This is a genomic window from Alcaligenes sp. Lyrl_28 (assembly GCF_051948705.1).
GTDB lineage: Bacteria > Pseudomonadota > Gammaproteobacteria > Burkholderiales > Burkholderiaceae_B > Alcaligenes > Alcaligenes ammonioxydans.
Map to the genome: position 1 here is coordinate 522,491 of NZ_JAYJLG010000003.1, position 18,685 is coordinate 541,175.

22 protein-coding genes are annotated in these 18,685 nt (G+C 54.2%); 17 read left to right on the plus strand and 5 right to left on the minus strand.

All coding sequences use genetic code 11. From position 1 onward, the window contains the following. The first annotated feature begins 47 nt into the window (after positions 1–47). The 6 genes from VF694_RS10205 to VF694_RS10230 all read left to right on the plus strand — a co-directional run bounded on the left by VF694_RS10205 (position 48) and on the right by VF694_RS10230 (position 4,378). Complete coding sequence (locus tag VF694_RS10205; protein WP_240208743.1) at positions 48–467, plus strand: GFA family protein; 420 nt, start codon at positions 48–50, stop codon at positions 465–467. Between the two features lie 125 nt (positions 468–592). Continuing rightward, on the plus strand, positions 593–1,132 hold the full coding sequence (locus tag VF694_RS10210; protein ID WP_003800454.1) for a lipocalin family protein: 540 nt from the start codon (positions 593–595) through the stop codon (positions 1,130–1,132). 170 nt (positions 1,133–1,302) lie between these two features. Further along, positions 1,303–2,112 carry an ABC transporter substrate-binding protein gene (locus tag VF694_RS10215; RefSeq protein WP_003800452.1) on the plus strand — a complete coding sequence of 270 codons (810 nt, stop codon included), beginning with the start codon at positions 1,303–1,305 and terminating at the stop codon, positions 2,110–2,112. 102 nt (positions 2,113–2,214) lie between these two features. Then, positions 2,215–2,949 carry an amino acid ABC transporter permease gene (locus VF694_RS10220; RefSeq protein ID WP_440164288.1) on the plus strand — a complete coding sequence of 245 codons (735 nt, stop codon included), beginning with the start codon at positions 2,215–2,217 and terminating at the stop codon, positions 2,947–2,949. Further along, positions 2,949–3,647, plus strand: coding sequence for an amino acid ABC transporter permease (locus VF694_RS10225; RefSeq protein ID WP_003800448.1), 699 nt, complete (start codon positions 2,949–2,951; stop codon positions 3,645–3,647). The genes VF694_RS10220 and VF694_RS10225 overlap by 1 nt, the downstream gene beginning before the upstream one ends. After that, positions 3,644–4,378 carry an amino acid ABC transporter ATP-binding protein gene (locus tag VF694_RS10230; protein ID WP_003800446.1) on the plus strand — a complete coding sequence of 245 codons (735 nt, stop codon included), beginning with the start codon at positions 3,644–3,646 and terminating at the stop codon, positions 4,376–4,378. Before VF694_RS10225 ends, VF694_RS10230 begins: the two co-directional genes overlap by 4 nt. 192 nt (positions 4,379–4,570) lie before the next feature. On the opposite strand, the gene VF694_RS10235 is transcribed toward VF694_RS10230, so the two are convergent. Beyond that, positions 4,571–4,843: a hypothetical protein gene (locus tag VF694_RS10235; RefSeq protein ID WP_003800445.1), complete on the minus strand. Its 273-nt coding sequence runs from the start codon at positions 4,841–4,843 to the stop codon at positions 4,571–4,573. Positions 4,844–5,058: 215 nt separating this feature from the next. Here VF694_RS10235 and VF694_RS10240 point away from each other — a divergent pair, with 215 nt between their 5' ends. Further along, positions 5,059–5,655 carry an HD domain-containing protein gene (locus tag VF694_RS10240; protein WP_301607353.1) on the plus strand — a complete coding sequence of 199 codons (597 nt, stop codon included), beginning with the start codon at positions 5,059–5,061 and terminating at the stop codon, positions 5,653–5,655. 54 nt (positions 5,656–5,709) lie between these two features. Here VF694_RS10240 and VF694_RS10245 read toward each other — a convergent pair whose 3' ends face one another. Next, positions 5,710–7,413, minus strand: coding sequence for a sigma-54-dependent Fis family transcriptional regulator (locus VF694_RS10245; RefSeq protein ID WP_301607355.1), 1,704 nt, complete (start codon positions 7,411–7,413; stop codon positions 5,710–5,712). A gap of 351 nt (positions 7,414–7,764) precedes the next feature. On the opposite strand from VF694_RS10245, the gene VF694_RS10250 reads away from it, so the two are divergent. From VF694_RS10250 to VF694_RS10275, 6 genes are all read left to right on the plus strand, one after another. Beyond that, complete coding sequence (locus tag VF694_RS10250) at positions 7,765–8,037, plus strand: phenol hydroxylase subunit (RefSeq protein ID WP_009454452.1); 273 nt, start codon at positions 7,765–7,767, stop codon at positions 8,035–8,037. A gap of 23 nt (positions 8,038–8,060) precedes the next feature. Next, complete coding sequence (locus VF694_RS10255) at positions 8,061–9,068, plus strand: aromatic/alkene monooxygenase hydroxylase subunit beta (protein ID WP_003800439.1); 1,008 nt, start codon at positions 8,061–8,063, stop codon at positions 9,066–9,068. Continuing rightward, entirely contained in the window at positions 9,068–9,340 is a 273-nt protein-coding gene (locus VF694_RS10260) for an MmoB/DmpM family protein (RefSeq protein ID WP_003800437.1), read from the plus strand. The genes VF694_RS10255 and VF694_RS10260 overlap by 1 nt, the downstream gene beginning before the upstream one ends. Before the next feature lie 18 nt (positions 9,341–9,358). Next, the gene (locus VF694_RS10265; protein WP_003800435.1) at positions 9,359–10,864 is read left to right on the plus strand and encodes an aromatic/alkene/methane monooxygenase hydroxylase/oxygenase subunit alpha; all 1,506 of its coding nucleotides are present in this window, start codon (positions 9,359–9,361) and stop codon (positions 10,862–10,864) included. A 66-nt stretch (positions 10,865–10,930) separates the two neighbouring features. Beyond that, on the plus strand, positions 10,931–11,293 hold the full coding sequence (locus VF694_RS10270; protein ID WP_003800433.1) for a phenol hydroxylase subunit P4: 363 nt from the start codon (positions 10,931–10,933) through the stop codon (positions 11,291–11,293). A gap of 15 nt (positions 11,294–11,308) precedes the next feature. Then, complete coding sequence (locus tag VF694_RS10275) at positions 11,309–12,370, plus strand: NADH:ubiquinone reductase (Na(+)-transporting) subunit F (protein WP_003800431.1); 1,062 nt, start codon at positions 11,309–11,311, stop codon at positions 12,368–12,370. A 16-nt stretch (positions 12,371–12,386) separates the two neighbouring features. Here the strand turns inward: VF694_RS10275 and VF694_RS10280 are convergent, their stop codons facing one another. The 3 genes from VF694_RS10280 to VF694_RS10290 all read right to left on the minus strand — a co-directional run bounded on the left by VF694_RS10280 (position 12,387) and on the right by VF694_RS10290 (position 14,519). Then, positions 12,387–12,728, minus strand: a complete 342-nt coding sequence (locus VF694_RS10280; protein ID WP_153008881.1) for an SRPBCC family protein — start codon at positions 12,726–12,728, stop codon at positions 12,387–12,389. A 193-nt stretch (positions 12,729–12,921) separates the two neighbouring features. Beyond that, on the minus strand, positions 12,922–13,329 hold the full coding sequence (locus VF694_RS10285; RefSeq protein ID WP_003800427.1) for a PaaI family thioesterase: 408 nt from the start codon (positions 13,327–13,329) through the stop codon (positions 12,922–12,924). Between the two features lie 257 nt (positions 13,330–13,586). Continuing rightward, on the minus strand, positions 13,587–14,519 hold the full coding sequence (locus VF694_RS10290) for a LysR family transcriptional regulator (protein WP_003800426.1): 933 nt from the start codon (positions 14,517–14,519) through the stop codon (positions 13,587–13,589). Between the two features lie 449 nt (positions 14,520–14,968). Between VF694_RS10290 and VF694_RS10295 the strand changes: the two genes are divergently transcribed. From VF694_RS10295 to VF694_RS10310, 4 genes are read left to right on the plus strand one after another with little or no spacing between them, the layout of a single operon-like run. Beyond that, on the plus strand, positions 14,969–16,321 hold the full coding sequence (locus tag VF694_RS10295; RefSeq protein ID WP_003800424.1) for a Rieske 2Fe-2S domain-containing protein: 1,353 nt from the start codon (positions 14,969–14,971) through the stop codon (positions 16,319–16,321). A 3-nt stretch (positions 16,322–16,324) separates the two neighbouring features. Next, positions 16,325–16,813, plus strand: coding sequence for a benzoate 1,2-dioxygenase small subunit (gene benB, locus VF694_RS10300; RefSeq protein WP_003800422.1), 489 nt, complete (start codon positions 16,325–16,327; stop codon positions 16,811–16,813). Positions 16,814–16,826: 13 nt separating this feature from the next. Further along, complete coding sequence (gene benC, locus VF694_RS10305) at positions 16,827–17,840, plus strand: benzoate 1,2-dioxygenase electron transfer component BenC (protein WP_440164291.1); 1,014 nt, start codon at positions 16,827–16,829, stop codon at positions 17,838–17,840. Positions 17,841–17,899: 59 nt separating this feature from the next. Continuing rightward, on the plus strand, positions 17,900–18,670 hold the full coding sequence (locus VF694_RS10310) for a 1,6-dihydroxycyclohexa-2,4-diene-1-carboxylate dehydrogenase (protein WP_003800416.1): 771 nt from the start codon (positions 17,900–17,902) through the stop codon (positions 18,668–18,670). The last annotated feature ends 15 nt before the right edge of the window (positions 18,671–18,685 follow it).

The following is an 18,685-nucleotide window of genomic DNA, read 5'->3' on the forward strand; positions in this document are numbered from 1 at the left end:
CCGCGCAGCCGCTAGAATGAGTTCACGTCCTAGCCACGGAGGCGTTTATGACGAGTGATCAAACCCGGATTCAGGGCACGTGTTTGTGTGCTGCGGTGTCAATCAGTATTGCGCAGCCCAGCCCGACAATCAGTGCTTGCCATTGCAGTATCTGTCGAAACTGGACGGGAGGCCCGTTCTTTTCATTAGAGACGCATGAGAGCCCTGTCATTGAGGGGAAAGAGCATGTCAGGTCTTATGCTTCCTCGGAATGGGCGCGGCGTAGTTTTTGCGCTGTCTGCGGCACGCATTTATTCTATGAGCTCAAGGCAGGTGGCTTTCATGCTATTTCGGCCGGCCTGTTCAAAGAGAGCGGGCAATGGCCGTTTGAACTGCAGGTTTTTATCGATGAGAAACCAGATAATTATCAGTTTGCCAATCCAACACGGCAGATGACCGGCGAGGAGGTGGTGAAGCTGTTTTCCTGATTGTTTGCGCTGTCCTGGCAGTCGGGTCTGGAAGCCGGCTGCTCGCCCTGCCCGGGCAGCGCTGTGAAAATCGTAAGAGAAGGTCGGCGGAAATAGTCTTTGATTCGTGTTCAAGGGGAGTTCTGATGAAAAAAATTATGGTGCTATCACTATCTGTCACCTTAGCGGCCTGCGCCACCTCGCAGGCGGACCTGGCGACACAGAAAGACGTGGACTTGAACCAGTACATGGGTACCTGGTATGAGCAGGCACGGTTGCCCAACAGTTTTCAGCGTGAGTGTGTCGGGGACGTGCAGGCCAATTATGTGATGGCGGCAGACAAAACCATCACGGTCACCAATCGCTGTCAGGGTAGCGATGGTCAGGTCAAAGAAGCGGTGGGGCAGGGCAGGCTGGCCAGTAGCGTTAATCCAGCTGATCCGGCGGTGCTGGAGGTGCGCTTTGCTCCGAAATGGTTGTCCTGGCTCCCGATGGTCTGGGGGGATTATTGGATCATGAAGCTGGAAGGAGACTATCAGTATTCTCTGGTTGGAACTCCAGACCGGAAATATCTGTGGGTTTTGTCCCGAGACAAGCAGGCTGACCCCAAGACGGTGAGCCAGTTGCTGGACTATGCGGCATCACAGGGTTTTGCCGTGCAAAAGGTGATTCCGACGAATCAATAGTCGCCTTTTAAGGGGCGGGGGCGCCGCAGCAGCACAGTTTTGCCTCTCTCCTTACATGTTTTGGTTATAAGCATGGGGAGATTTGATCGTTTTGAAAGGCTGACGGCTGTGGTCGAATGGCACGACGGTATGTATCGGACGTGCCATTTTTTTTACGGAATGTTTTTATTATGAAGTCGTTTTTAAGCATTGCCGCAACCCTTACCCTGGCGTTGGTGGCTGGAGTGGCCCAGGCTGATCGTCTGGATGACATCAAGAAAACGGGTGTCTTGAAAGTCGCGTCTTTCGACAGCAATCCACCGTTTGGTTTTGTGGATCAGAAGTCCCGTCAGATCACGGGTCTGGATGTGGATTTTGCTCAGGCTCTGGCGGACAAGCTGGGCGTGAAGCTGGAAGTTTTGCCGACCAACCCAGCCAATCGTGTGCCGCTGCTGACGTCCAATAAAGTGGATCTGGTTCTGGCCAACTTTACGATTACCGAAGAGCGCGCCAAACAGGTTGATTTCAGCATTCCGTACTTTGCATCGGGTCAGCAGTTCTTGGCCAAGAAAGGCGTCTTGTCCTCGCCCGAGCAATTGAACTCGCTGCGTATTGGTGTCGACAAAGGCACAGTCAATGAGATCGTCCTGCGTGAAAAATACCCCCAGGCCAAGCTGGTTGCCTATGACGATACGCCTTTCGCCTTTACCGCCTTGCGTAACGGCAATGTGCAGGCTATCACACAGGATGGCCCCAAGCTGATCGGCCTGTTGGCCAATGTGCCGGACAAGGAAAACTATGAAATCCCGGCCTTTAGCATTTCCGAGGACTTGATCGGTATTGGTATCCCCAAAGGCGAGACAGCACTGAAGTCCTTTGTGGATGAAACCTTGCTGGAGCTGGAAGCCCAGGGCAAGGCACAAGCCATTTATGACGTTTGGTTTGGTCCTCAATCCAAAACACCGCTGGAGCGTTTGTACCGCATCGGTCAGCAACAGTAAGTCGCCACGTGCTTGCAGGCCAGCCTCGCATGTTCAGGCTGGCCTTTTCCTGTTTGTGTTTTTAACAGCGGGATCGGTTGATCCTGCTTTTTGGTGTTTGCTATGCCGTCTTCTGATTTCTGGCTGGCACCCCACTATGTGGGCTGGTTGCTGCAAGGGTTCTGGGTCACGATTCAGCTCTCTTTAATCGTTTCCTTCGCTGCAACTGTTTTGGGTTTTTTGGTGTGTATTGCCAGGCTCTCGTCATTTGCCTGGCTGGCCTGGCCGGTGCGTGCCTACCTTAGCTTGTTCCGTAATACGCCCTTGTTGGTGCAACTGTTCTTCTGGTATTTCGGTGCCTCCGCGCTGATGCCCCCGGAGCTGGTTCAATGGCTGAACACCCAGCATGTCTTGCAACTGGTTTTGTTTGATGTGCAGTGGCCCAGTTTTGAGATGTTGGCCGCCTTTGTGGGGCTGACGCTCTACACCACAGCGTTTGTTGCGGAAGAATTTCGCTCCGGCGTGCGCGCGGTGCGCAAGTGGCAATGGGCCGCTGCGGCCTCCCTGGGCATGTCATCCATGCAGGTCTGGCGCTATGTGGTGATGCCGCAAGCCTTGCGCAATACCTTTCCTTCGCTGATCGGGCAGTACATGAATGTCATCAAGAACACCTCGCTGACCATGGCCATTGGTTTGGCAGAGCTGTCTTATGCCTCCCGTCAGGTGGAAACCGAAACCTTCAAGACCTTCCAGTCCTTTGGGATTGCCACGCTGTTGTATGTCTTGCTGGTCATGCTGGTTGAGGTGGGTGGGCAATGGTTGCAACGCCATCGTCTGCAAGTGCGAGGTGGGCTGTAATGAACTTCGATGTAATCCATGAGAACCTCCTGTACTTCCTGGTGGGGGCGTATCCGCACGGCCCTTTAGGAGGGGCAGCCCTGACGCTCTTGTTAAGCGTGCTCTCGGCAAGCCTGTCTGCCATTTTGGGTTTGGTGTTCGGAGTGGCGTTGGTGTTGACGCGTGGTGTAGCGCATACCGCTTTGCTGCTGTTTCTGGGCTTTTTTCGCGCCGTGCCCGTGATCATGCTGATTTTCTGGGTGTATTTTTTGCTGCCCATTCTGTTCAAGGTGGATGTGCCGGGTTTGTTTACCGTGGTCTGCGCCTTGTCCTTGATTGGCGGTGCGTATCTGGCGCACTCGGTGTATGCGGGCATCAGCAGCTTGCCGGCGGGGCAATGGCAAGCGGGCAAGGCCCTGGGGCTGAAAACTGCCCAAATCATGACGTCCATCATCCTGCCGCAAGCTTTGCCGGTAATGCTGCCTTCTTTTATTAATCAGTGGGTTGCCTTGATCAAGGACACGTCGCTGGCCTATGTCATTGGCGTAGCGGAATTGTCTTTCGTGGCCACTCAGGTCAGTAACCGGGTCATGGTGCACCCCACTGAAATCTTCTTGTTTGTCGGGTTGATGTACTACGTGATTTGCGCAACGCTGGAGTTGATCGCGAACCGGGTGGCCCGACGTTATGACAAACATCTGCGACTGGATGGCAAATGATCCGTATCGATAGTGTTTCCAAGTGGTATGGCACATTTCAGGTGCTCAAGGACTGTACGGCCAAGGTGGACCGGCAGGAAGTCGTGGTGGTGTGCGGGCCTTCGGGCTCTGGCAAGTCCACCTTGTTGAAAACCGTCAATGGTCTGGAACCGTTTCAGCAGGGCGCGATTGTTGTGGATGGGATTTGCGTCGGTGACCCGGCAACGAATCTGCCAGACTTGCGCAGCCGGGTCGGGATGGTGTTTCAGAACTTTGAGCTTTTTCCGCATTTGAGTGTCATGGCCAATCTGACCTTGGCACAGCGTAAAGTGCTGGGCAGGGATCGTGATGAAGCGAACGAGCGGGCCTTGCTGTATCTGGATCGGGTGGGCCTGAAAGCGCTGGCCGATCGTTATCCGGCCAGTTTGTCGGGCGGGCAGCAACAGCGTGTCGCGATTGCGCGGGCGCTGTGCATGGACCCGGTCTGCATGCTGTTTGACGAGCCCACCTCCGCATTGGACCCGGAGATGGTCAATGAGGTGCTGGACGTGATGGTCAGCTTGGCGCAGGAGGGCATGACCATGATGTGCGTCACCCATGAGATGGGCTTTGCCCGCAAGGTAGCCGATCGGATGGTTTTCATGGATCAGGGCCAGATTCTGGAGGACGTGCCCACGGATGTGTTCTTTGGTGATTTGGCAGGTCGGCCACAGCGAGTGCAAACCTTTTTGTCCAAGGAACTGCGCTTGTAGCTGGTTGTGGTGCACGGCAGCCAGTTGCTTGATTGCCGAGCCGAGCCGTGCCGAGCCCAGAGTCCGTCACCAAAAAAAAGCCCGCCTGTGGAAAAATGGGCGGGCTTTTTTACGGGCGAACAAACCAGGCTTGGTGAAACAGGGCGAATGACGTGCGTGCCCGGCCTGGAGTGGATCGCGATGTACTCAGAACTACTGAGCGGCGGTGTCAAACGATTGCAGTAGGGATTCTGAGGCCAGTACGGCGCGGCGTGCCTGTTCATGCTGATCATGCAGGGCCAGATAACGTGCTTCGGCTTCGTCGCCTCGCGCTACATCCCCTTTGTAGGAATGCTCTACGTAGTTTGCGTACCAGATGGACTCGGCTACGGTCATACCGACAAACACTTCATTGTTGTCCTGATCGTTCGTCAGGGCTCGGATACCCGATAAATACGCCCGTTCACGGGGCTGAAATTCCAACATAAGACTCCTTAGATAAGCCTCCATTGTAGTAGGTAGAGGAAATCAGGCTAGATCTCGTGCAATCCGCTCGACCAAAGCAAGGAATGAGGCCCTTTGTTGAGGAAACGAGCATTGGCGATTTGTTATGACGGAGCAACGATAGACTCTTTGTTTTGTTGCCCCGCAGCCTGCCTTATAGTGACCGCTTCCTGGCCACGAACTCAGCGTTAACTTATATGGATAGACAGAAACTCGAATCACGCCTGGTTTTTCTCGAAGAGGCGGAACGGCTCAAGAGTGTATTGCGTAGTGGACATACGTCGACCGGGCGCCCTGAGAGCACGGCGGAGCACTCCTGGCGCTTGTGCTTGATGGCCATGCTGTTTCAGGATGAGCTCGGTGATCTGGATATGCTTAAAGTCTTGAAAATCTGTCTGGTCCACGATTTGGGCGAGGCCTTGCACGGCGATATTCCCGCCATTGAAAAAGATCAGCATCCTGATAAGAGCGAGCAGGAGCGTGCGGATATGGCTTATCTGACCCGCCACCTGGATGCGACGGCCCAGGCCGGCATTCTGGGCTTGTGGGAAGAGTACGAAAATGCCAGTTCAGCCGAAGCACGTATGGTGAAGGCACTGGACAAGCTGGAAACGATTTTGCAACACACACAGGGGCGCAATCCGCAGGACTTTGATTACGGCTTCAACCTGACTTACGGTGAGAAATACACGGCTATAAGGCCGTTTCTGGCCCGCTTACGCCAGATTCTTGACGAGAAAACCCGTGCTCGCATGGATGAGCGGGCAGGGGATGCGGACAAGGCTGGTGCTTAAACGTCAATGAGCGCTCACACAGGGCCCGAGCCTTGTAAAAAGGCACTGGACTCGTCAAGCGGGCATCGTCACTTTTTTCAAGCGATAGGCCAATGCAGGCCGGGTCAATCCCAGTCTGCGGGCAGCTTCCGATATATTTCCGTTTGTCTTTTTTAGGGTCAGTTGAATGATCTGTTCCTCCAGCTCGTCCAGATTGAAGGGCGTTTCCAGCAAACTCTCCAGATACTGCGTCTGATTCGCGCTCAGACAGGATTCCTTGGCCATAAAGCCTTGCGTATTCAAACTGCTCAGATACTGCAAGGCACTTTTTTGCTGGGGGAACAGGTGGTGGGTTTCGATTTCGTGGTTGTGCTCGGTCAGGATGACACCACGCTCGATCATGTTTTCGAATTCGCGGATATTGCCCGGCCAGTCGTACTGCATCAGCAGTTCCCGGCTGCGGTCGCTCACTCCCAGCACGTGCTTTTTGTACATGCTGGAGTATTTGTTCAGGAAATATTCGGTCAGCAGCGGGATGTCTTCTTTGCGCTCACGCAGCGGCGGAATGTGGATGGGAAAGACATTCAGGCGGTAGTACAAGTCGGCGCGAAAACTGCCTTTTTGAACCGCCTCGGCCAAATCCTCGTTGGTTGCTGCCACTACACGCACGTCGATGTGACGGGTATTTTCATCCCCGACGCGCTCTAGCTCCTGTTCCTGCAGGACCCGGAGCAGGGCAGCTTGAGACCTTGGTGACAGTTCCACAATCTCGTCCAGAAACAGGGTGCCGCCTTGAGCGCGTTCGAAGCGGCCTGGGCGGGACTTGTGGGCGCCCGTGTAGGCCCCTTTTTCCACACCAAACAGCTCTGACTCAATCAGTTCTGGCGGGATGGAGGCACAGTTCACGGCGATGAAGGGCTGATCAGCCCGGTCGCTGGCCGCGTGCAGGCCGCGTGCGAAGGCTTCTTTCCCCACGCCGGTTTCTCCCAGCAGCAGCACGGAGACTTTGCTTTGCGCCGCTTTCTCCAGCAAATGACAGGCGGCCTGGTAAGCCGCCGACTGGCCGATGGAGTTGGGCAAGGTGAAGTGGGCACTGGAGCGTTTGAACTCCTGCTCACGTAACTTCACCAGCTCGCATCGCAAGGCAAACAATTCGTCCTGAACCGGGTCGGGCAGCATGAAGCGGTCAATTTCGGGGTCGTCATGCTCCCATTCTTCGGCGGGTTTGCCTACGATTTTGCAGTGACTGTGGCCCATGGCCGCGCATTGGGTTTCTTTGTAGATGATGCTCTTGCCCATATAAAAGCTGGTGTAGCCGCTCGCATAGCCGAGCAGGCTCCAACAGACGGGCTCGCTGGACTGGCCGTGCTCTTTCTGGTGATTGCTGACTTCATAGGAGTCAAACCAGTCAAATTCGCCGTAATACTGGCCAGCATCGCGGTCAAAGGTCAGGGCGGTAGGTACCACTTTGACCATGCCGCGAATGGTGTGCATTTGCGGCCCCGCCAGAAAGGTCTCTTTCAGCGACAGGTCCGGGCGCACTTTCTGGGACACCTCAGCATCTTTCATGCCCGCGTGGTAGCCAAAGCGCATCAGAAAGTATTTGGCGCGCTCGCTGCCTAAAGAGGCAATCAGCTCTTTGCGCAACTGACCAAAACCGCTGGCGTGCAGCAAGAGCATGCGCTGCTCGCCAAACCATATTTTGCCTTCCCGCGCATCAAAACGAATGGCGTCGATCAGGTCCTGACTTAATGGCAGTGTGAGTTCAGTAGCCCCCATGGCTGTCTCCATCCTGTGATTTCTTATTGTGGTTTTGAGTGTTCTAAAACCAGTATGCCGCCTGTCTTTCTAGTGGCTCAAGGAAAACATAATAGTGTCCAGAGGACGGATAAAACGGATTTTTCTAAGGTTTTACCCTAACTCAGCATTTGATGAAAAAGGCGCTAAGCACTTGATCAAATGATCAATTTTCCTGCTGCGGACCCGTCTCAGACCGCATTCCTTCTAGGCCGGGTTTCAGCTATCTCTTTAATCCTAAAGGGTTAAATCCTTCAAATTTAAAGTTGGCACGCGGTTTGCTATGAACAGGCTGTGGACACTCATGCAACAGCTTGATCAGGAGGAGAACAGATGTCAGACACGAGCTTGCCCACTTTGACAAAGTACGTACGCGTACGCAGTCCGGCCAACGCCCGTTTTGTGGAATTTGATTTTGCCATCGGCCAGCCGGACCTGTTTGTGGAACTGGTCATGCCCCCGGCGGCGTTTGAGCAGTTTTGTCTGCAAAACAATGTCCAGCCCATGAGCGATGAGCAAATGCGGGTCAATGACGAGAACGAAGAGAAATGGCGTTTTGGTTATGACACTTTGGTCGGCAACAGTCGTCAGGCTGAAGCCCAGTAGGTTTTATTCAGGAGAACAAGAGGATGACATTAGAAATTAAAACGGCCAGTTTGCAGCCCGTGAGGCAAACCTTTGCCAACGTGGCCCGCCGCTTTGGCGAAAAACCGGCCACGCGCTACCAGGAAGCCACCTACGACGCCCAGGCGACGGCCAACTTCCATTATCGGCCTCTGTGGATGCCGGACAAGACCCTGAACGACCCCACACACACCGCCATTCAAATGAAAGACTGGTATGTGTTCCGTGACCCGCGTCAGTTTTATTACGGGGCGTATGTCCAGAACCGTGCCCGCATGCAGGAGTCGGCGGAAACCAATTACGGTTTTTTTGAAAAGCGCGAGCTGGCTCAGTATCTGAGCGAGGACGTCAAAGCCAAGGTCACCCGCTTGCTGCTGCCTGTGCGTCACATTGAGCAAACTGCCAACCTGAACTTCATGTCGGGCTCGGCCTACGGGTATGGCACCACCATTACCCAAGCCTGTCTCTATGCCGGGATGGATTCGCTGGGTATGGCGCAATACGTCTCCCGTATGGGGCTGCTGATCGATGGCAATAGTGCCGATTCCCTGAGCCAAGCCAAAGAGGCCTGGATGCAGGATGCGGCCTGGCAAGGTCTGCGCGCCTTATGCGAGAAAACGTTGGTCCAGAAAGACTGGTTTGAACTGCTGCTGGTGCAGTCCCTGCTGGTCAATAGCGTGGTGCATCAGGGGGTGTATCAAGCTCTGGTGGCGGATCTGGCCAAGGAAGGCGGCCGCGATCTGGATATGCTGCTGGAGTTCATGTTGGAGTGCCATAAAGACCTGTCCAATTGGAGCGATAGCGTCTTCAAGATTGCCGTTGCCGAAGGCGAGGAAAACAAGCAGCAACTGCAAACCTGGCTCAATCAGTGGCTGCCTCAAGTACACGCCGCCTTCATGCCATACCTTAAGGCGGCCTTTGCCGAGCAGGCTGATCAGGTCTGGGAACAGGCGCAGGAAACCATTGCCAAACGCGTCACGAAAGCAGGCCTGAGCCTGGGTGGAGAAGCCTGATGACATCCAAGGTTTATATCGGCCTGCAAGACAACGACATGTCGCGCTACATCGTCGAGGCCATCGAGGAAGACAACCCGGACGCGACGGTGATTTATCAGCCAGCCATGATCCGTATTGAGTGTGTGGGTCAGTTGACCGTCAAGCGCGAGACCGTGGAAGAAAAGTATGGGCAGCAATGGGACATGCAGGAGCTGCATCTGAATCTGATCACCTTGGGTGGCAACGTGGATGAAGATGAGGACCGCTTGTTTTTGCACTGGAACAGCTAAATCGGAAAAGGGGGCAATATGGCCACGAAAAAACTAAATATCAAAGACAAATATCGCTATTTGACTCGTGATCTGGACTGGGAATTCAGCTACCAGGATCGCAAGGACGCCTTCCCCTATGAGGAGTTCGAAGGCATCAAGATTACGGATTGGTCCAAATGGGAAGATCCGTTCCGTCTGACCATGGACGCGTATTGGAAGTACCAGGCCGAAAAAGAAAAGAAGCTGTATGCCATTTTTGATGCTTTTGCGCAGAACAATGGCCAGATGAATATTTCCGATCCGCGTTACCTGAACGCGATCAAGGTGTTCCTGACGGCAGTGACCCCGCTGGAATACCAGGCTTACCAGGGCTATTCCCATGTGGGCCGTCAGTTCAGCGGCATCGGCGCCCGTATTGCGTGCCAGATGCAGTCGATTGATGAACTGCGTCACGTCCAGACGCAGGTCCACGCCATGAGCCATTACAACAAGTTTTTCAATGGCTTTCAGGACTGGAGCCATATGCATGACCGGGTCTGGTACCTGTCCGTGCCCAAGTCCTTTTTTGAAGATGCCCGCTCGGCCGGACCCTTCGAGTTTTTGCTGGCGATCAGCTTCTCCTTTGAGTACGTGCTGACCAACCTGCTGTTTGTGCCTTTTATGTCGGGCGCAGCCTATAACGGCGATATGGCGACGGTGACCTTCGGTTTCAGCTCGCAGTCTGACGAAGCTCGACACATGACGCTGGGGCTGGAAGTGATCAAGTTCTTGCTGGAACAGCACGAGGACAACGTGCCTATCGTTCAGCAGTGGATTGATAAATGGTTCTGGCGTGGCACCCGCCTGCTCTCCGTGGTGGCCATGATGATGGACTACATGTTGCCCAACAAGGTCATGTCCTGGAAAGAAGCGTGGGAAGTGTATTTTGAACAGGCCGGCGGTGCTCTGTTCAAGGACCTGGCCCGTTACGGCATTCGCATGCCCAAGTACAGCGACGTGATCGAGAAAGAAAAAGAGCACATTTCGCATCAGGCCTGGTGGATTTTTTACAACTTCGGTCACGCGGCCGGTTTTCACACCTGGATTCCCAGCGACGAGGAGCTGGATTGGTTAAGTGCCAAGTATCCCGACACCTTCGACAAGTATTACCGCCCGCGTTGGGAGATGGCCAAGAAGATGGAAGCAGAAGGCAAGCGTTTTTACTCCAGCGGTCTGCCACAGCTGTGCCAGGTGTGTCAGGTGCCCATGACCTTTACCGACATGGAAAAACCGGACGAGATTACCTATCGACAAAGCCTTTATCAGGGTGAGCGTTACCACACTTGCTCGGACGGTTGCCGCGATATTTTCGAGCACGAGCCTGAAAAGTACATCCAGGCCTGGCTGCCGGTGAACCAGATCCTGCAAGGCGGCTGCGGTGGCCCCGAGCTCGAGAAGATCCTGAGCGATTACTACCGGCTGAACGTGGGTGTCGACAATATGGACTTCAAGGGCTCGGTGGATGAAACGCGCTGGAATGAATGGAAAGGAGTGACGGCCTAGTCACGCGAGAAAAAAGGCAGCGCTCCCGGTGGGTGCTGCCACTACCTATAAAAATTGGAGATCAATATGGCAGTTACTGCGATTACCCCGGATTATCAAGGCTACGCGCGCGACCAGCGCTCCCACTATGGCGACAGCATGTTGCTGTACATCGGCTGGGATGAGCATCTGTTGTTCTGCTCGGCCAAGGCCTTTCTGGTTCAAGCTGACATGACCGTGTCGCAACTGATCCAGCAACTGATGCCCGCTGGCTTTGCCCAGCACCCTGACTTCGAGCAGATCGAATGGAGCAAGGTGCAATGGAATCTGAATGGTCAGGCGGTGGACCTCAAGCCTGATGGCACTCTGGGTGAACAAGGCTTCGATCACAAATCCTTGTTGCGTTTCAAAACCCCGGGCCTGAATGGCTACAAGGGCACGGGCGTATAAGAGGCGGAGGCAGCAATGACGTATCAGGTAACCGTAGAACCCACAGGTGATGTGGTCGAGGTGGAAGACGGACAAACCTTGTTGGACGCTGCGTTGCGACAAGGGGTTTGGTTGCCTTTTGCCTGTGGACATGGCACATGTGGCACCTGCAAGGTGCAGGTTCTGGAAGGCTATGCGGACGCAGGGGATGCGTCCAGTTTTGCCCTGATGGATTCGGAGCGCGATGAAGGCAAGTTGCTGGCCTGTTGCTGTCTGCCCGAATCCGATATGGTCATCGAGGCCGATATTGATGTAGACCCGGATTTTCAGGGGCTGCCCGTGGAGGACTATCAGGGCAAGGTCGTCCTGATTGAAGACTTGTCGCCCACCATCAAGCATATCCGTCTGGAATTGGATCGCCCGATGGCGTTCCAGGCCGGGCAGTACATCAACTTGCATGTGCCGTCCATCGACAGCACCCGTGCTTTCTCGATTGCGAATCCGCCGTCCATGAGCGGCATCGTTGATTTGCATGTGCGCAAGGTGGAAGGGGGAGCCGGCACCACCTGGCTGCACGAGGAGCTGCAAGTGGGACAGAGCCTGGATGTGTCTGGCCCCTACGGGCAGTTCTTTGTGCGCAAGTCCGATCCGCAAGGCGCGATCTTCATTGCCGGAGGCTCGGGGCTGTCCAGTCCCGAGTCCATGATTATGGACTTGCTGGAGCAGGGCGATACCCGCCCGATTTACCTGTTCCAGGGAGCGCGCAATAAAGCCGAGCTGTATCACGCCGATTACTTCTATCAGCTAGCTGAAAAGCATGACAATTTTCACTACATTCCGGCCTTGAATGCCCCCTTGCCGGAAGATGCCTGGGAAGGGTTTGTAGGCTTTGTACACGAGGCAGTGGGGCAGTTCTTTGAGCAACGCTGTTCAGGCAACAAAGCCTATTTGTGTGGCCCGCCACCCATGATCGAAGCGGCGATCTCCACCTTGATGCAAAGCCGCCTTTTTGAGCGTGACATTCACATGGAGCAGTTTCTGACAGCGGCAGATGGGGCGAGCGGCAAGGTGCGCTCGGCCTTGTTCAAGCGTATTTAAGGGCGGGGGATTTCCATCAGTCGGGCCCTTTGGCAATGAAAGGACCCGACTGGTGCGCCATGATCGCATTTTCAATAGTTTGTTGAAATATGGCGAGCAGCCCCTCTTCGAGCCCTAGTGTGTGCATGGGATTGCCTCCCTGTACCCAACCCCGCTGCAGGCCTTCCACGCCTTCGGCTCTGGCGAAATCCTTTCCATCGAATACGACATCACTCGTATAACTGAAGCATTTTTCCAATGCCTTGATACCCGCTTCTCCATGAAATTGGGTTAGTCGATACAGCATTTCATGTGTCCAGATTGTTCGATTCGGTGCCTCAGGACAGAACAGATTAATGGCCACGTAATCTGGGCGCATAATAAAAAAGCGTGCGAGAAAAGAGAGTAGTAAAGCGATGCAAAATCCAGAATACGTCGCTGGTCCGCCTGCACAGGCGCTGTTTTCTGAAAGTTGCTTCGCGCCGTATTATCTGTCCCTTTATACCGGGCTATCGCTGTTCGCCGAGTCCTAGTATGAAGCCAAGCTTTTTGGGGGAGTCAGTTCAAGGGGTTTAAGTGGCCGGAACCACGGTTCCCTGTGCCAGCGCGCATAGTTTTTGGGACTCGCCATCAATGGCGTAAACCTCGCATTGGCAAACGGCCAAGCGCTTTCCTGTGCTACGTGCTTGCGCCTGGGCGACCAAACGAGTGCCAATCGCTGGCCGGATGTAATTGATTTTAAATTCTACGGTTAACGCGTTTCCGCCCAGTGCAAGCCCCCCAGCAAAAGTGATGGCATTGTCCGCCAGGTAACTGATCGCGCCACCATGAACAAATCCATGTTGCTGTTTGTGATGATCCTGAACAGCGAGTGCCAGTTCGGCGCTGTCGTGAGAGCATGTCACCAGCTCCGCGCCGATGAATTGGCTAAAGGGTTGTGATTGAAATATTTTTAACGCAAATGCTTTTATATCGTCCATTGATAAGCACCTTTGCCGAAAATACGGCGTTAGGTTTTTCGCAGTGTTTTTGAGAGAAGTTTTTATTTATTATGTTAGCAAGATGATAAACCGGGATATTCAGTCGAAAACCGTAATTTTTTTTCTTGAAACTGTATTACGGTTTTATGCCAATTTTTCAAAATTCATTTATCTTTCATTTTGAACGACGCCCTATATTATTTAAACTAAATAATATAGGGCGATAATATGGCATCTATTGGAAATCGTCGCGCTATTCAGGCAGGACCGTTGCTTAAAGCACTGTGCCCTGGAATGAGCCAGGGCGGTTTTTCTGCATACATCTCTTCGATAAACGCATGCATCTGGGCGATATACCAGGAGTTGTCGTTTTTTCTGTGGCTGAAAATAATGGGCGAGGTCACTTTCTCGTCGTCAATCAGCCGGTAAACCAGATCGCTGCGTATCTGAGCGGCCGAGGGAATCAGACACAAACCCACGCCCCCGGCAACCAGTCCCATTGCGGTTTGCAGCTCCTTCACCTCATGTACTTCAGTGGGGAAAATAGCATTGTCATGCAGGATATTGAGCACATGATCGGCAAAGCTGGGGCGCGGAGATTTGGGATAAACGATGAAGGCGTGATCGGCAATGACCTGTAAAGACACGGGGCCCCGATCCCTGGCCAGTTCAATGGTGGGCGGGATGGCCAGAACCAGACGTTCTTCACGCAAAACGGTACGACATACGGCGCTGTCGTGAATGCGCACGCGGCCAAAAGCCACATCAATGCGCCCGGCACGCAAGGCGGCTATCTGCTGGCTGGAGGTGAGCTCCAGAAAGTGAAAACGAATGTCGGGGTAGGCGTGACGGAACTTCTGGATCAGGATAGGCAAGCCGCCGTACAAGGTGGAGGCCACAAAGCCAATCGACAGTTGCGGGCGTTGGTTCAGCCCGACTTCGGTGGTTGCGGTCTTCATGGCTTCCACCCGATTGAGCAGTTGGAGCGACTGCTCGTAGAAGATTCGGCCGGCCTCGGTCAGTTGTAAGGGTCGGCTTTCTCGTGAGAGCAGCAGGACATTAAGCTCCTGTTCCAGTAACTGGATCTGCCGGCTCAGTGCGGGCTGAGCGATGTGCAGTTGTTCGGCAGCGCGTGTGAAATTGCGTGCTTTGGCGACCGCAACAAAGTAGCGGATTTGTTTCAAGTCCATATGCTTTGCCTGTGGCCCAGATCCAAAAAACCCGATTCAATATATCACCTATCTCGACCATCCAAGCTTCAAGCTTATGCTCCTATACGTCTAGGGTTAACGATAGGTTTTGGTGTTGGTGATATATAGGCTATTGATTTTAATAATAAAAAAACAAACTATCGAATTTTGATATAGAGCGGAAACGATATGGTATTGGAAGCCTGAGTCCACCCGGACTGTAATGAAAGTCATGCAGAACAGCCCTTGGTGTCAATCTAGCGGGCTGAGCGTCAGCCGCCCGACAGCGTTCCAGTCGGGTGTGAAACAGGCTCGGTGCAGACTCACTTGCACGCTGTCATGAGCCTGCCGGATTTCGATCCGGCGCGATTTCTCTTTTTATCACGCGTGCTTGCTATGTCTCTCGGGGCATGGGCAGGGACGGCTGCAACTCTCATAAAGGCCACATCATGTCAGTCCTTATGGATAAAACCAAAGATATCAGACACTTGCTGGATACTGCCCTGGAAGAAAACAAAGAATCCGGCGTGTACCGCTGTCGTCGTGACATCTTCACGAACCCTGATTTGTTCGAGCTGGAGATGAAACATATTTTTGAAGGTAATTGGGTCTATCTGGCCCATGAAAGTCAGCTGCCCGAGGTCAATGACTACTTCACGACTTATATCGGACGCCAACCTGTGTTTCTGACACGCGGCAAAGATGGCGGACTGAATGCGTTCATCAATGCCTGCGCGCATCGTGGGGCCATGCTGTGCCGTCGCAAGCACGGCAACAAGGGCAGTTTTACCTGTCCTTTTCATGGCTGGACTTTCAATAACAGCGGCAAGCTGCTCAAGGTGAAAGATGAGAAAAGCACCCAGTATCCCGAGCAGTTCAATAGCAATGGCTCCCATGACCTGACGCGGGTGGCGCGTTTTGAGAACTATCGCGGTTTTCTGTTCGGCAGCCTGAATCCGGATGTGGTGTCCCTGGATGACTATCTGGGTGAAACCAAAGTCATTATCGACCAGATCGTGGACCAGGCCCCGGAGGGGCTGGAAGTGCTGCGCGGCAACTCTTCCTACATGTACGACGGCAACTGGAAGCTGCAGATGGAAAACGGCGCTGACGGCTATCACGTGAGCAGCGTGCACTGGAATTACGCAGCCACGATGGGTCGTCGCAAAGAGGGTGGGACGCAAGCGGTGGATGCGAATGGCTGGAGCAAAAGCCTGGGCGGTGTGTATGGCTTTGATTACGGCCATATTCTGCTGTGGACCAAGACCATGAATCCAACCGTGCGTCCGGTCTATGAGCATCGCGAGGAACTGAAACAGCGTTTGGGCGAGAAACGAGCCGAGCTCATCGTTAACCAGACACGTAATCTGTGTTTATACCCGAACGTATATCTGATGGACCAGTTCTCCACTCAGATTCGGGTAACGCGCCCGATCAGCGTGGACAAGACAGAGGTCACGATCTATTGCTTTGCTCCCAAAGGCGAGAGTGCCGAGCAGCGTGCGATCCGTATCCGTCAATACGAGGACTTTTTTAACGTGTCGGGCATGGGAACGGCGGACGATCTGGAAGAGTTCCGCGCCTGTCAGGAGGGCTATGCCGGTTTGGCAGCCCCCTGGAATGATTTGAGCCGAGGCGCTCCCTTGTGGGTGGAAGGGCCGGATGACAATGCCACCGCCATGGGCATGAAGCCCTTGATCAGCGGCGGGCGTAGCGAGGATGAAGGCTTATTTGTCTGCCAGCACGAGTACTGGGCCAAGACCATGAGCCAGGCGTTGCAAGCAGAAAACGGGGAGGTCTAAGCCATGAACGCAAGCTATCACTCTATTTGCGCTTTCCTGTATCGCGAAGCCCGCTTGCTGGATGATCGCCAGTGGGATGAATGGCTGGAATGCTATAGCCCCAACGCCCAGTACTGGATGCCTTGCTGGGATGATGATGATCAATTGACCGAAGACCCGCATAGCGAGATTTCCTTGATCTTTTATCCCAACCGCAACGGTCTGGAAGATCGGGTGTTCCGCATCAAGACCGAGCGTTCTGGCGCCTCCACGCCCGAGCCACGTACTGCTCACATGCTGAGCAATATTGAGATTCTGGCCGAGCGCGACGGGCAGGTGGACGTTCGCTATAACTTTTTAACGCTGAACCATCGCTATCGCGTGACAGATCAGTTCTTTGGCACGATTTACCTGACCTTGTCGCCTCAGGAGCAGGGCTGGGTGATCGAGCAAAAGAAGGTAGTGCTCAAGAATGACTACATCCGTCAAGTGATTGATGTGTATCACATTTAAAGCGGGGAACGTCGTGAATAGCTATCGTATTGCGCTGAATTTTGAGGACGGCGTCACCCGTTTTGTGGACTGTGGTGAACACGAAAAAGTACTGGATGCCGCGTATCGCCATCAGATCAATCTGCCTATGGATTGTTCGGACGGAGTGTGTGGCACTTGTAAGTGCCAGGCTGAAAGTGGGGAGTATGAGCAGGGCGACGACTATATCGAAGATGCCCTGACGCAGGAAGAAGCGGACAAAGGTTTGGTGCTGACTTGCCAGATGATTCCCAAATCAGACTGCGTGATTACCGTGCCGATTTCATCGGGTGTGTGCAAGACCGCCGTGGCCAAGTGGCAGGGGCAGGTATCGGAATGCCGTCAGTATGAGGACGCGGCTTACGAGCTGAAGATTGATGCGGCCGACAAAGCCTTGCCGTTTCTGCCGGGGCAGTACGTGAATATCACGGTGCCCGGCGGGCAGGCGCATCGCTCCTATTCCTTCAGCTCTGCGCCGGGCGAGTCGCGTTTGAGCTTCTTGATCAAGCAGGTTCCGGGTGGCCTGATGAGTTCCTGGCTGGCTGCACAGCCGCTAGGACAGCAGGTAGAAATGACTGGTCCTTTAGGCAGTTTTTATCTGCGGCAGGTAACTCGTCCCTTGCTGTTTCTGGCCGGCGGAACGGGCCTGGCGCCGTTTTTATCCATGCTTGAAGCATTGGTCCGGCAAGGCTGTACGCAGCCTGTGCATCTGGTCTATGGCGTCACCCGTGATCAGGATCTGGTGATGCTGGCAGAGCTGGAGTCCTATACCCAGCGATTGCCGGGATTCAGTTACACCACCTGCGTGGTGGACCCGAAATCCCGCCACGAGCGCAAAGGCTACGTTACCCAGCATTTGGATTTGGCACATTGGCATGAGGGGCAGGTGGATGTTTACCTGTGCGGGCCGCCGCCCATGGTGGACGCAGTCAGCCAGTTCATTGATGCGCAAGCCCATGCTCCCGCGAATTTTTACTACGAAAAATTCATTACCAGCCAAGCAATGTAGGCAGGCAGCGCCTCCTTTGCGGGGCGTCCTGTGCTGCTTGACCCTTACAAGGAAAAATCATGACTGCGCCTGCGCGTTTTTATCAAAAAGTGGCCATTGTGACGGGTGCGGCCCAAGGTATTGGCCGTCGCGTTGCCGAGCGCCTGCAGGCCGAAGGGGCCTGGGTGCTGGCAGTCGATCGCTCGGAGCTGGTGCGGGAACTGGCCTGCGAGTCGGTCTTGACGCTGGAAGCGGATCTGGAAAGCGTTGAAGGTGCTCAGGCCGCGGCCCGGGCGGCGCTGGATAAGTGGGGGCGTATTGATATTTTGATCAATAACGTCGGAGGAACGATCTGGACGCGTCCTTATGAGCATTACACACCCGGGCAGATTGAGGCCGAGATCCGTCGCTCCCTGTTTCCAACGCTGTGGTCCTGTCATGCCGTTTTACCCAGCATGCAAGCGCAGGGTAGCGGGGCCATTGTGAATGTGTCCTCGATTGCCACCCGCAGCATCAACCGCGTGCCTTATGCCGCAGCCAAAGGCGGGGTCAATGCCTTGACCGCCTCATTGGCTTTTGAGAATGCCCAGCGCGGCATTCGGGTCAATGCCGTCTCGCCCGGTGGGACCGAGGCACCGCCACGGCGCATTCCCCGCAATACCCAGAATCACGAAGATCCTCAAGAAGCGATCTGGTATCAGCAGATTGTGGATCAGACCGTAGCGAGCAGTTTGATGAAGCGTTACGGCAGCCTGGATGAGCAGGCTGCCAGCATTTTGTTTTTGGCCTCGGACGAGGCTTCGTACATTACCGGCACTGTCTTGCCAGTAGGAGGTGGCGACCAGGGCTGATCAAGCGATGCGTGC

What these genes read in the sequence shown, in the direction of transcription:
- VF694_RS10205 (WP_240208743.1), top strand. Translation starts at nt 48, where the DNA reads ATGACGAGTGATCAAACCCGGATTCAGGGCACGTGTTTGTGTGCTGCG.
- VF694_RS10210 (WP_003800454.1), top strand. Translation starts at nt 593, where the DNA reads ATGAAAAAAATTATGGTGCTATCACTATCTGTCACCTTAGCGGCCTGC.
- VF694_RS10215 (WP_003800452.1), top strand. Translation starts at nt 1,303, where the DNA reads ATGAAGTCGTTTTTAAGCATTGCCGCAACCCTTACCCTGGCGTTGGTG.
- VF694_RS10220 (WP_440164288.1), top strand. Translation starts at nt 2,215, where the DNA reads ATGCCGTCTTCTGATTTCTGGCTGGCACCCCACTATGTGGGCTGGTTG.
- VF694_RS10225 (WP_003800448.1), top strand. Translation starts at nt 2,949, where the DNA reads ATGAACTTCGATGTAATCCATGAGAACCTCCTGTACTTCCTGGTGGGG.
- VF694_RS10230 (WP_003800446.1), top strand. Translation starts at nt 3,644, where the DNA reads ATGATCCGTATCGATAGTGTTTCCAAGTGGTATGGCACATTTCAGGTG.
- VF694_RS10235 (WP_003800445.1), bottom strand. Translation starts at nt 4,843, where the DNA reads ATGTTGGAATTTCAGCCCCGTGAACGGGCGTATTTATCGGGTATCCGA.
- VF694_RS10240 (WP_301607353.1), top strand. Translation starts at nt 5,059, where the DNA reads ATGGATAGACAGAAACTCGAATCACGCCTGGTTTTTCTCGAAGAGGCG.
- VF694_RS10245 (WP_301607355.1), bottom strand. Translation starts at nt 7,413, where the DNA reads ATGGGGGCTACTGAACTCACACTGCCATTAAGTCAGGACCTGATCGAC.
- VF694_RS10250 (WP_009454452.1), top strand. Translation starts at nt 7,765, where the DNA reads ATGTCAGACACGAGCTTGCCCACTTTGACAAAGTACGTACGCGTACGC.
- VF694_RS10255 (WP_003800439.1), top strand. Translation starts at nt 8,061, where the DNA reads ATGACATTAGAAATTAAAACGGCCAGTTTGCAGCCCGTGAGGCAAACC.
- VF694_RS10260 (WP_003800437.1), top strand. Translation starts at nt 9,068, where the DNA reads ATGACATCCAAGGTTTATATCGGCCTGCAAGACAACGACATGTCGCGC.
- VF694_RS10265 (WP_003800435.1), top strand. Translation starts at nt 9,359, where the DNA reads ATGGCCACGAAAAAACTAAATATCAAAGACAAATATCGCTATTTGACT.
- VF694_RS10270 (WP_003800433.1), top strand. Translation starts at nt 10,931, where the DNA reads ATGGCAGTTACTGCGATTACCCCGGATTATCAAGGCTACGCGCGCGAC.
- VF694_RS10275 (WP_003800431.1), top strand. Translation starts at nt 11,309, where the DNA reads ATGACGTATCAGGTAACCGTAGAACCCACAGGTGATGTGGTCGAGGTG.
- VF694_RS10280 (WP_153008881.1), bottom strand. Translation starts at nt 12,728, where the DNA reads ATGCGCCCAGATTACGTGGCCATTAATCTGTTCTGTCCTGAGGCACCG.
- VF694_RS10285 (WP_003800427.1), bottom strand. Translation starts at nt 13,329, where the DNA reads ATGGACGATATAAAAGCATTTGCGTTAAAAATATTTCAATCACAACCC.
- VF694_RS10290 (WP_003800426.1), bottom strand. Translation starts at nt 14,519, where the DNA reads ATGGACTTGAAACAAATCCGCTACTTTGTTGCGGTCGCCAAAGCACGC.
- VF694_RS10295 (WP_003800424.1), top strand. Translation starts at nt 14,969, where the DNA reads ATGTCAGTCCTTATGGATAAAACCAAAGATATCAGACACTTGCTGGAT.
- benB (WP_003800422.1), top strand. Translation starts at nt 16,325, where the DNA reads ATGAACGCAAGCTATCACTCTATTTGCGCTTTCCTGTATCGCGAAGCC.
- VF694_RS10310 (WP_003800416.1), top strand. Translation starts at nt 17,900, where the DNA reads ATGACTGCGCCTGCGCGTTTTTATCAAAAAGTGGCCATTGTGACGGGT.